Annotated in this window: 8 protein-coding genes; 3 read left to right on the forward strand and 5 right to left on the reverse strand. The window is 67.5% G+C overall.

Features of this window, described 5'->3' with window-relative positions; translation table 11 throughout:
• Positions 1 to 3: 3 nt before the first annotated feature.
• Together ENSA7_RS39480 and gspC are read right to left on the reverse strand one after the other, a co-directional pair.
• Complete coding sequence (locus tag ENSA7_RS39480) at positions 4 to 1512, reverse strand: gp53-like domain-containing protein (protein ID WP_106094614.1); 1509 nt, start codon at positions 1510 to 1512, stop codon at positions 4 to 6.
• Between the two features lie 297 nt (positions 1513 to 1809).
• Entirely contained in the window at positions 1810 to 2751 is a 942-nt protein-coding gene (gene gspC, locus ENSA7_RS39485; protein ID WP_106094615.1) for a type II secretion system protein GspC, read from the reverse strand.
• Positions 2752 to 3012: 261 nt separating this feature from the next.
• On the opposite strand from gspC, the gene ENSA7_RS39490 reads away from it, so the two are divergent.
• Positions 3013 to 3234: a hypothetical protein gene (locus ENSA7_RS39490; RefSeq protein ID WP_106094616.1), complete on the forward strand. Its 222-nt coding sequence runs from the start codon at positions 3013 to 3015 to the stop codon at positions 3232 to 3234.
• 32 nt (positions 3235 to 3266) lie between these two features.
• Here the strand turns inward: ENSA7_RS39490 and ENSA7_RS39495 are convergent, their stop codons facing one another.
• On the reverse strand, positions 3267 to 3521 hold the full coding sequence (locus tag ENSA7_RS39495) for a hypothetical protein (RefSeq protein ID WP_146158676.1): 255 nt from the start codon (positions 3519 to 3521) through the stop codon (positions 3267 to 3269).
• Between the two features lie 233 nt (positions 3522 to 3754).
• Between ENSA7_RS39495 and ENSA7_RS39500 the strand changes: the two genes are divergently transcribed.
• Positions 3755 to 7897: a DEAD/DEAH box helicase gene (locus tag ENSA7_RS39500; RefSeq protein WP_181234566.1), complete on the forward strand. Its 4143-nt coding sequence runs from the start codon at positions 3755 to 3757 to the stop codon at positions 7895 to 7897.
• Positions 7898 to 8078: 181 nt separating this feature from the next.
• Positions 8079 to 9227: a hypothetical protein gene (locus ENSA7_RS44730; protein WP_219908143.1), complete on the forward strand. Its 1149-nt coding sequence runs from the start codon at positions 8079 to 8081 to the stop codon at positions 9225 to 9227.
• A 305-nt stretch (positions 9228 to 9532) separates the two neighbouring features.
• On the opposite strand, the gene ENSA7_RS39510 is transcribed toward ENSA7_RS44730, so the two are convergent.
• On the reverse strand, positions 9533 to 10939 hold the full coding sequence (locus ENSA7_RS39510) for an NHL repeat-containing protein (RefSeq protein ID WP_106094619.1): 1407 nt from the start codon (positions 10937 to 10939) through the stop codon (positions 9533 to 9535).
• 192 nt (positions 10940 to 11131) lie between these two features.
• Complete coding sequence (locus ENSA7_RS39515; RefSeq protein WP_106094620.1) at positions 11132 to 11758, reverse strand: RNA polymerase sigma factor; 627 nt, start codon at positions 11756 to 11758, stop codon at positions 11132 to 11134.
• Between the last annotated feature and the right edge of the window lie 50 nt (positions 11759 to 11808).

An 11808-nucleotide genomic window follows, 5' to 3' on the forward strand; every position in this document is an offset into this window, starting at 1 on the left:
CGATCACCAGCCGACGGCGATCCAGTTGAAGGGCACGGCGCCGTCGATGGCACCGTCGCGGTTGGCGACGAAGCCAGCCTCATTGATCGCCCGGCTGAGCGAGAGGCTGCTCTTGACGTTGGCTTGCAGGAACGAGGTGACGACGGCGAAGTTCATCGAGCCAAAGCTGGTCGGAAACTCGAACAGCTGCTCGCCATCACTGGTCGAGGTGCCCTGGCCCCACTGGAGGATCAGCCCCTCGTGGCGCAAGATCCCCTGATCGAGGCTCTGCCCAGGGGCCGGGCCAATCGCGAGGAACCTGAAGTCGACGCTGCCGTCGACGTCGTTGTCACGGTTGAGCTCGAAGCGCCCGGCCGCGGCGTTGACCGAGGTGATCGCCAGCGCGCTGCGAATCCCGGCCTCATCGGTGTTGACGACGACCGCGACCGGGCCGGTGCCAAACCCCGTGGGCAGGTTGAAGCTCTGATCACCATCGCTGGTGCTCGTGCCGCCGCCCCACTGAATCCGGACCTGGCCGAGATCGACGTGACCGCTGTCGGCCACGCTGTGGCCAGGGGCCGGACCGATCGCCAGCCAGTGGAAGGGCAAGTGGTAGTCGATGGCGTTGTCGCGGTTGATCGTGAACGTGGTGGTTGCGCGCGCGCCGACCGACAGCGACGACTTGATGTTGGGCCGGGCCATGTTGAGCAGCACCGCCTTGGCGTCCCCGCCGAAGGCCTGGGGCAAGGCGAAGCTCTGGTCGCCGTCGCTGGTGCTCAGCGCCTGCCCCCACTGGACCATCAGGGTGTCGAGGCTGGCCGCGTTCGCCGACGCGTTGATCAGAAACGGCGGCGGCGGCCCGTTGCTCCCGCCCCCGTCGAACAGGTCCGAGAACGCGTCGACGATCTGCCCGCCGAAGTCGGCGACGTAGCCGGCCACGGCCGTGCCCATGTCGGCCAGCTCGCCGGCCCAGCCGAGCAAGTAGGTCTCGATCGCGTCCTGAATTCCGCTGATCAGCGCCGCGTAGACCCGCGACGCGATGCTCTCGACCGTCGACGGGTCGGCCGCGATCGTGATCGGCCCGACGCTGACCGTGATCCCAAAGATCGAGGCCGACGCGGTGTAGGACTTGGACAGGCTCTGATCACCGAGGTCGATGCTGGTGATCTCGCGGTAGCTGCACACCGGAGTCAACGACACGCCCATGTACGCGACGGGCACGCCCACCTTGCCATCGACGGTCAGCGTCAGCGTGTCGCCCGCGAGCTTCACCCGGCCGCTGATCTTGGCGATCCCGATCTCCAGCGGCTCGAGGGGCACGTCGAAGCCCTGCTGGCTGACCTGCGCGAAGAAGCTCTTCTTGTACTGGCCCCCGAGCATCACCAGCTCGCCATCGAGGTCCCCAACCCACGGCACGTAGCTCCCCTGAATGTGGGCTCCGATGGTTGGGTCTTGGGCCGAGCTGATACGCAGAATATCGACGGATCCGGCCTGATAGACAATCAGATCCAGCTCACCGCTGTATCCACCCATATTATCATTTGAAACAGTGGCCGAGATGCCACCAATACTGACTTCTGTCATTTAGATCACTCTTCTCCCCTACGAGGTTGTTCAGGGCGCGAACTGTAGACACGAGAGGAACGCTGTGCAAGTTGTTTTTGTCGCTACTTCTCGGCCCCACCCTCGGGAACGGGCGTTTCAGCGGGCGCCCCCGACACCACAATTGCCATACTCCAGATTGGGACACCCTGCTCACATTCTCTCCGGTAGCGGCGAACACCTCACGCCCAGATCCAGTCGCCATTGCGACGTGGACCATTGAGCGGGTCAGCGGATCGCAATGTGGGTATCGAAGACCTTGCCCTTGCGCTCGACGGTCACGTTCAAGTTCGAGGCCCGGCGCAGCTTGGTGTAGAGCCCGACCGCCTGATCCATCGAGTCGAGCTTGATCCCATTGACTGCGAGCAAGGTGTCGCCGTTGTGAAGGCCGAGCAGCCGCAGCAGCGTGCCGCGTCGGAGTCGGGCGAGGCGAAACCCACGGATGTCGCCGTCCTTGACCGCTGGGACCAGCTTGGCCTGCCGGGTCAGCTGCGCGGGGTTGGCCAGGAGCTTGTCGACGAACTTTCGATCGACGGTGCAGTCGTGGCCGCTGCAGTTGATGGCCTCGCGGGCGCCGGGAATCTCCCTCGATCCGCGCTTCACAGGCTTGGGCTTCTTCTTGGGCTTGGCCTTGGGCTGCTCGGGATCGGGCAGGTCCAGCGTCCGCAGGCCCTGGTGAGTGCGCAGGAGCACGCGACCGCGCCGAATCTCGGCGATCACGACCCCGGCGCGCAGCTGCTCATTGACACCAAATACCCCGGTGGACCTGCTCTCGCTGTCCGCGATCGAAGCCATGGAGTCGGCCGGGTCATCCGACTCCATGGTTGCGAGCAAGATCAGCGGGAGCTCGGTCGGGGTGAGCGCGAGCTGTGGTTGGGCGCCAGGCTGCAGCGCAGGAGCCGGCCTGCACGTGGGACAAAACGGGTTGTGCTCGACGATGTACGCAGCGCTCGGTGCTCGCTCGCTCGACCCTCGCTCACTCGGCGCTGGAGGGCGCACGACCTGCTGGGGCCGCTCGGGCTCGTCGGGGGCCGTGGCGGCTGGGCGGGCGGCGACCTCGACGACCGCTTCCTCGGACACCAACAGGCGGCTGGCTGCCGCGGTGGTCAGGCTCGAGCCGGCCAGGCCGACCAGCGCCAGCCAACCGGCAGCGCGGACGAAGGGGAACATGGCGCGACTCGGCCGGGGCAGTGACTTAGAAAAGATAGGTGCTCCTCTCCCGCCGTGCACGGCGTGGGCTCCGAGCTGCGGAGGCCTCACCGGACGGCCTGCGACAGGCTGACACCTGTCGCGCGCGCGGCGGACCGAAGCTGCGGAGCCCCAAATGTAGCACACGAGCGCGGTGGCCTCATCGTGGGGCCAGGCCCCTGTCGGCAGAGCAGTCGCGCGATCGCCTCGCCGTCGCCGCACGCCACCAGTACACCCGGGGAGATGGCTGATCTGTCTCCCGCGGCCGTCCAGCGTCGGCTCGCGCGCTTGCGCGAGCTCTACGTACCCGAGACCCTCGACCAAGCCCGAGTTCGGCTCGAGGCCGAGCGCCCACGCACGACCGAGCGCCTCGTCGACGGTGCCAAACGTCGGCTCGCCGACCTACGCGCGCTGGACGAGTTTAGCCGCGCCCTCCATCGCGCCCGGTGGCCGGACGACGGCTGACCTGCGCGCACGGGCCGGACCCCGCGCCGCGGCTAAACGCGACCGTGGTGAACGGGAGGTGCATGAGGTCGCCCGTTGATCTCGATCTGGATCTGGCACAGGGCGATCTGTGCCTGCAGACGCAGCTCGAAGCCCCGAGCGTGGCCGATCGCTGCGCCGAGCACCGCAAACAGTCCCCCACCAATCGCGGCAGGGTGGAGCCCGACTCCCCAGAGGCCTGAGGCGTCGAGCGCCGCGCCGCCAGCCATACCGAACAGGCCAAACCCGACGGCGTAGAGAATTAACATGGCCTTCGCTCGATCGTAGAGCCGTTGGGCATGTTGGTGAATGACACTGGGATCGTACGTGACCATTTGCGGTTTCCTCTGTCGACCAAGTGCGTGGCGTCCGTGACCGGTTCGAGGTGCTCGCCGTGAGCTTGCGCGCGATGCCTGGCCACGAGCACTGAGTCGTGCAGGTCGGTGGCGAGCAAATTTGCCGGTTTAGCCGACTCGCGACATCGTCTATGTTCCGGCCAACGATGGCGTCGCCCGCTCCGCAGACTTCGCCCGCCGAGCCGCTCGCCGAGCTCGACATCTTCGACCGCGACGCGCTGGCGCTCCTCGCATTCGTGGGCCGCCCACAAACGGCGACCCAATGGGGCGAGTGGGTCAACGACTGTCAGCTTCGTGACTCGCGGGTTCGGGAGGCGCAGATGGCCTTGATCGCGTCGCGCCTGGCTGCCCTCGGCGTCGTCGAGGAGAGCACCGAGCACAAGCGATCCGTCTACTACCCGACCACGACCGCCCCCAGCCTGGTGCTGCCCTGGTTGCACGAGCACAACCGGCTGTCACGCCTGTGGAAGACCTTCAGCGCGGTCTCGACCTCGCCGCCGCCGGGAAGCAAGCAGCGCACGATGATGCGGCATGACTGGGACACGCAGATCGGCCGATTGATTGGCGAGCTGCGCGTGATGTTGACCCTCGGCAATCCCGATCGCGTCGACGCGATCCTGGTCCAGCTCGAGCAGTGGACCAAGTACCGCAATCTGTTCCCGCGGGTGCTGCTCGACGCGCTGGGTACGGAGCCGCCCGAGACCTGGATCGAGCAGCTGCCCGACTCGGTGCTCGACGCGTACCTCGGCGGACTCGTCGAGTACAGCACGCTCCTGCTCTCGCAGCTCCCGCGGCAGCTTCCGGTGTGGGTCGAGGACTGCGCCAACCTCACGACCAAGCAGCACGTCGCGCGGCTGCTGGGGCTGCGCGGCCAAGCCGACGCGGTCGCCGAGCTGGGCAAGCTACCCAAGTGGACCACCGAAGGGGCCAACCTGCTCACCCGCTTCGCGCTCGGCGACTACGACGGCGCGGCCGATCTCGGCGACGCCACCGTCACCGCCATGAAGCGCAAGCACAAGGAGCTGCCCGACCTCGAGGGGCTGATCCACGCGCTCGTCCGCGCCGTGACCATGGAGTCGAACCCGGCCCGGGCGGCGGCGTTTCATGCCAGCCTCACGGACAACAGCCGCGGGAAGGCGGGCTACGAGTCGTGTTACCTCGCGCTCGCGACGTTCGAGCAGGCCACCCGCAGCGCCACCCCCACGACCAAGCTGCCCGTCCGCCTGCGGATCGAGATCACCCTGGCGACCAGCTGGATCCAGCTGCTGGTTCGCTGCCTGTGCATTCACTGGCTCGGGCTGCCGCTGTCCAAGCACGCCGCGCACGCGCGGCCGTGGCTGTCCCACTGGCGCGACACCGCCAACGCAAACGGCTACCCGGCCGTCGCCCATGAGCTCGGCGCCGTGATCACGCTGATCGACAAAGGCCAGCCCGCGCCGCTCAGCCTCGCGGCCCGCTACAAGCAACGCCAGCCGTGGGAGACGATCCTCGAGACCTTCGAGGCCTCGCTCGAGGTCGCGCAGATCGACGCGTCCGCGGGCGCGAGCGACGGTGGGTTTCGCAAGCACGTGGTCTGGGAGGTCGCGCTCGGCCAGCACGCGGTCGACATCAAGGCCCGCCTGATCACCAGCGCGCGGACCAGCAAGGGCCAGGCGCTGTCGGTGGCCAAGCTGATGTCTGGCGATCACGACTACTTGACCGACGCCGACCGCCGCGTGCTCGCGACCGTGCGCGAGTCGGGCTGGCGTGGCCACTATTCCGAGTCCGCGCTCGCCCACAACTGGGAGACGCTGCAGGCCTTGATCGATCACCCCCGGGTGCGGCGAACCAGCGGCGTTCCGCTGCGGGTCACCCGAGGTCAGCCGACCATTCGCACCCGGACCGAGGCCGGCACCACGATCCTCGAGCTGTCCCCGGCCAGCCTCGCGATTCACGAATTCACGATTGTCGAGGTCACCCCGGAGCACGTGGAGCTCTACGCGAAGAAGCCCGAGCTCGAGCGGATCTACGCGCTGTTCGCCGCGACCGGTCAGCTGAAGATCCCAAACGCCGGGCGCGCGCGGCTGCTCGACAGCCTCGCCGGACTCGCGACCAGCACCGAGCTCGTGATCGAGGGTGAGGACAGCCTCACGGGACACAGCGTCGATCCCGATCCACGCGTGGTCATGCAGCTGCAGTGGAACGGCAAGACCTTCGTGGCCGCTGCCCAGGTCACGCCGCTCGGGCCCGACGGCCCCCACTTCGCGCCCGGCGACGGACCCGTCAAGCTCGTCAGCCGGGTCCACCAAAAGATGCTCGCGTGCACCCGCGACCCGGCCGAGGAGAACCGGCGGTTCGAGGCCATGCTCGCCGCCTGCCCGTGCCTGGACAGCCAGCCCGAAGACGACGGTCGCTGGTCGATCCACGATCTCGACACCGCGCTCGAGGTGTTGATCGAGCTCCACGCGCTCGGCGATGAGGTCACGCTGACCTGGCCGCAGCAGCGCAAGCTGACGATCCCCCGCGAGCTCACCAGCAAAGATCTTCGGGTCGCGGTCGAGTCCAAGCAAGACTGGCTGCGCGTCGACCTCGAGCTGAGCGTGGACGAGAGCCGAGTGCTCGGGTTCAAGCAGCTGATCGACAGCCGCCGCGGCAGCGGGCGCTTCGTGGCGATCGGTGACGACCAATTCTTGGCGCTGACCAGCGATCTTCGCAAGCGCATCGACGCGCTCGAGAACCTGGGCACGCTCGAGAAGAAGTCGTCGTCGCTCGAGGTCCACCCGGTCACGCTGCCACTGATCGAGCAGATCATCGCCGACCCAGACGCGCTTCGGGCCGACGAGCAAGCCCGCGCACGGCTCGACAGCCTCAACAAGATCGCCGGCAAGACCCCCCGGCTGCCGCGCGGGTTTCAAGCCACGCTGCGCGACTACCAGAGCGAAGGCTTCAAGTGGATGGCGCGCCTGGCCGAGGCCGGGCTCGGGGCCGTCCTCGCCGACGACATGGGCCTCGGCAAGACCATCCAGGCGCTGGCGCTGCTGTGCCAACGCAGCAAGCGCGGCCCCGCCCTGGTCGTCGCGCCGACCTCGGTCGTCGGCAACTGGCTGAGCGAGGCCGAGCGCTTCGCCCCGCGGATGCGCTGCCACCTGCTCGCCAGCGCCGATGATCGGGCCGCGCTGGTGGCCACGCTGCGCGGCGGTGACCTGCTGCTGTGCAGCTACGGGCTGCTGGTCAGCGAGGCCGCGGCCCTGGCCGAGCTGAGGTTTGGCACCGTCGTGTTCGACGAGGCCCACGCGCTCAAGAACTCGAGCTCGCAGCGGGCCAAGGCGGCCCACGCCCTGACCAGCGAATTTCGCCTCGCGCTCACGGGCACCCCGATCGAGAACCACCTCGGCGAGCTGTGGAGCGTGTTTCGGGCGACCGTTCCCGGGTTGCTCGCGAGTGAGAAGCGGTTCGAGCAGCGCTTTACCAGGCCGATCAGCCAAGGTCAGCGCGAGCGCGCTCGGCAGCTGCGCGCGATGGTCCGGCCGTTCATGCTGCGACGGACCAAGTCGCAGGTCCTGGACGAGCTGCCCGAGCGGACCGAGGTGACGATCCGGGTCAGCCCCGGGCCAGCGGAGAAGGCCTACTACGAGGCGCTGCGACGCGACGCGATCGAGCAGACCAAGGGGATCACCGCCAGCGGGGCCAAGGGCGGCAAGTCGCGTCTGCGGATCCTCGCGTTGATCACCAAGCTGCGACAGGCCGCCGTCGATCCGCGCCTCGTCGACCCCGAGCACGGTCCGCCGGGGGCCAAGATCGAGGCGCTGATCCGGCGCTTGATCGACCTGCGCGACGAAGGCCACCGCGCGCTGGTGTTCACCCAATTCCTGGGCAGCATGGCCGCGATCCACGAGCGCCTCGACAACGAGGGGATCCAGTACTTGGGCTTCGATGGCTCCACGCCCGCGGCGCAGCGCACCAAGGTCGTCGAAGCGTTTCAGGCTGGCGAGGCCGACGTGTTTGTCATGAGCCTCAAGGCCGGCGGGGTCGGGATCAACCTGACGGGGGCCGACTATGTGATCCACCTCGACCCTTGGTGGAACCCGGCCGTCGAGGATCAGGCGACCGGTCGCGCCCATCGGATCGGGCAGCAGCGACCCGTCACCGTGTACCGGCTGGTGACCGCGGGCACGATCGAGGAGCAGATCCTGGAGCTGCATGGGCGCAAGCGTGATCTGGCTGACGACCTGCTAGCTGGTCTCGACAGCGCGAAGAAGCTCGATCTCGACGAGCTGCGTGCGCTGCTGCAGGGCGCGAGCTCGGCCTGACTGGGCGGCTGCGGCGGGGGGGATACGCTGTCGGGTTTTCGTGCGAACCTGGCCCGACAGGATGGCTTCGATGCAGCGCAACTCACTCTCCCTTGGCACCGCTCCCGTGTTGGCTCTCTACCTGCTCGCCGCCTGTGGCGACGACGGCGGCAGTTCTTCCTCCACTGCGGAAGCAGGAACCATGGGCACAGACACGGGAACCGAGAGCACGACCGTGGGTGATGGCGACGGCGATCCCGGCGACGGCGACGGCGACGGCGATCCCGGCGACGGTGACGGTGACGGTGACGGTGACGGTGACGGTGACGGTGACGGTGACGGCGACGGCGACGGCGACGGTGACGGCGACGGCGACGGCGACGGCGACGGCGACGAGCTGTGCGGTAACAGCCTGATCGATCCAGGCGAGACCTGCGATGACGGGAACGGTCAATCCGACGATGGCTGCGCCTCGAACTGTGTGGTCGAGTGCGGCTTCCTGTGCCTCGAGCAGGGCGAGTCCTGCATCCCTGGATTTCACGCGGTCCAGTGCGCGTCCCCGGGCGCGCCCTTCGGCCAGCCGAGCCCCATCGCCAACACCTGCCGACTGGCGACGCTGTCGGTTGACGGGAACTACATCGCGCTCAGTCCAGAGACCACCATCGATGGCCAGCCGCGCCACCTCGACGCGATGTACACCGACCCGGTCAACGCCCTGTTCGGGTTCGCGGGGAACACCGAGGATCTCGAAGCGGGCAGCCACCTCGTGTCGGTCGACGCCGCCACGGGCGAGCTGACGCCGATCGGACCGAACCTCGGCGTCTGGGTCATGGGGGCGGCCATGAACGACAATGGCGCGCTGTGGGTCACGGTGTTCGACACCTACGAGCTGAACCAGACCACGCAGGTCAGCATCGCGCAGATCAACCCCAATTCGGGTGAGATCATCGACGGACCCACCGTCCTCACCGAGGAGGGCGAGCCCGTCACCGTGTGGTCGATCCACGTCAGCGACGTGGCCTTTCGGTTCGACGGGGCCATGTTCATCTCGGCCAACGAGCCCGGTCCGCCGCCGCCCGAACCCCTCAGCCGCTACCTCGAGGTCAACCCCGCCACGGCGACCGTCATCTCCTCGGTCGAGGGGCCCGACGATATCTACGCGGCCGGCATCGTGTTCGTGGGCGAGGCGGATCAGATCGTGGCCATGGACATTCGCGGTGAGGACGACATCTTCATCCTCGACCTCGCCGCCCCGCCCACGCTCAACGAGAGTCTGCTGTACGCGGATCCGATCCCGACCAACAGCGGCACCGCCGATCTCGCGGGCTGCGCCCAGCTCAATCCGCAGTGACGGAACGGGTCAGCGAGCGCCCCGCGAGACTCTGCGAACAATTCGTGAGAATGTGGCTCGACCCGAGACATCGAGTCGTCGGGCGATACATTCCCTACCAACTCGCGGTACCGAGCAAGGGGTAAGTGCGTTGTGGCATTCTCGAGCACGGCGTCGCTCACCTCGCGTGTAGTCGCTGCGGTCACTCGATCGTGGTGGCCTTTTCCTGCAAGCGCCGAGGATTTGCCCGTCGTGCCTCGGCCGGCGGATGTCGGACATCGCGGCTCACCTCGTCGACGAGGTGATGCCCAAAGTGCTCAGCAAACTCACTGCGGCGAGGCACGAGTGCGATGGACGAGCAGCTCGCCGAGATCGGTGACCGTGTCGGCGCGCATGTTCGTGGCACCGGGCACCGCCTGGGTCCAGCGGTCGCCGATCTGTGCGGAGATGGTGTACGCCGCGAGGGGCAGATCAGTGATCTCGAACCGTCCGGCCTCGTTTGTCGTCGCCGACCAGCTTGGCTCGACCCCGTCGCACAGCGAGCGTGGGCTCCCTGGCTCGTAGTTTGGGCCCGGCAACGCGCTGCAGACCTCGACCTCGATGCCGTGGACAGGCCCCTCGACGAACAGAGTCCCCGAGATGCCGCCGCGTCGCTCGTGCCCCAGCTTGGGCGGCGGCGGCCCTTCGCCCTGGACGAGTATGTCCACAGACGGCCCAGACATGTCGTGGAGCCGGGCGATCGGGAGCTCCGTGATGCGGTTGTCGGCGTCGATGATCGTGAGGCCCTCCGCGGTCCCGACCCAGAGCCGGCCGCTGTCGTCGATCGCCACGCTGCGCGGCGCGACCCCCGTCCACTTGCCGGTCTTTCGCATGAGTCGTTGGGGCGCGCCGTGGGGCGCGTCGAGGGTCAGCCGCACGAGCCCACACCAGCTGCCGACGGCCGCGAGCTTGGCGTTGGGGCTGACGCTCAGCCAGGCGAGCTCGAAGCACTCGTCGAGTGGCAGCGAGTAGTGGGTCTGGTGATCGCCGCTGTAGCGAACCAACTCGCACGACTCGGTATCACACTTGGCCAGCAACATCATCGTTCGCTGCGCTGCCCGAGCCACGAGCTCGGGGGGGCTGGGCATGTGGTTCACGGGCACGTCGACGGTTGTCCACTCGCCGTCGACCATGCGCTGGATCTGATTCCACACAATCCACGGTGCACCGTGTTCGTCGACCGCGATGCCGCTGCCCATCGGCCCCTCGCCCCAGGCTGCGGGGACCGGCGTGACCTCCCAGGTGCCTGCCCAGCGCCCGATCTGGTGGCCCACGTCGAGCACCCAGAGATCGTTGGTGTGATTGCCGGCCATGCGCCAGGGGATGAACCCGGCGTCTTCGTCGAAGCGCACGACGGTGGTCGGCGCGCCGTCCTCCTCGAGCCGGTGGACCCCGGATGACGACAGCAGGTGCAGCTTGCCCTCGATGTCGGCCATGTGCTGGATCCGGTCGGGCGACGGGTAGTGCAGCCGCCAGCCCTCGGCGTCGATGACAAACACGCCGACACCCGCGACGTTGATGTAGGCCCGGTCCTGCGACGCGGCGACCGGCGCAGGAGCAGGAGCAGGAGCAGGAGTGGCCGTGCGCGGCGTCTCGCCGGCTGGCGCGGGCTTGGGCTCGCTTGCTTTGCAGGCGAACATGAGCCCGGCGACGAGGCAGGTCGCGACGAGGGGAGAGCAAGCGGCGTGGCGCATGCCCAGGTTGTAGCGTCCTCAGTCGCCGCCTGCTTGCTCGAATTGACATGCGATGGCTTCCATCGCGCTCGCGCCCATCCCGGGATTTCAAGCGCTCTCGCGACGGAAGATGTTCGGCAAGCTCAGGTAAGGAGACGCTTCACGAAACTGAGCAGGCAACGTTGCGATAACTTCATGAGCGTTTTTACCCATCTACCCAGCCGGCTCGACCACGTTGAGCCGCTCTCGCAAACTTCGAGCCCAGCCCTCGAGATCCTGATCCGAGCTCTCCGGCACCCCCGCGAACCGCTCGAGTCGCAGGTACTCCTTCTTGAGCGCGAGCTTGGCCCTGCGCAGTCGACTTCGCACTGTATCCTCGGGGATCGCCAGCACCTCCGCGAGCGCAGGTCCGCTGAGGCCCTCCCAATAGTAGAGCTCGAGCAGCTCCTGGTCCTTGAGCCGGATCTGTCGAAGCGCGTCGAGGAGCCGCTTTTCCGCCCGGTTGCGGGCCAGCACCGATGACGCCCCGGCCCCGAGGTCGGCGAGTGACAGCTCATCGACCGGGACGTCGCGGTCCCGATGTCGGCGACTCTCCCAATGCTGCAACAACAAATGCCGCGCGATACCGCGCAAATAGGCCAAGAAGCTCGAGCGCCCCTCAAATCTCTCCTGCCCCTGTGCACACGCCTCGAAGGTGCGCTGAATTATGTCTTCGAGATCGGTGTCCACTTTGTTGACGAAGAACCTGCGGACCGTCTCGTAGTGGCGACCAAACAGCGTGCTCCCCGCTCGTCGGTCGCCCGCTCGCCAGGCCGCGAGTAGCTCGTCGTCGCTCACCATCGCAACACTCTACCACCGACGCATGATAAAAAGGGACGGATCGAACCCGG

It is taken from the genome of Enhygromyxa salina (assembly GCF_002994635.1).
Classification (GTDB): Bacteria; Myxococcota_A; Polyangia; order Nannocystales; family Nannocystaceae; genus Plesiocystis; species Plesiocystis salina_B.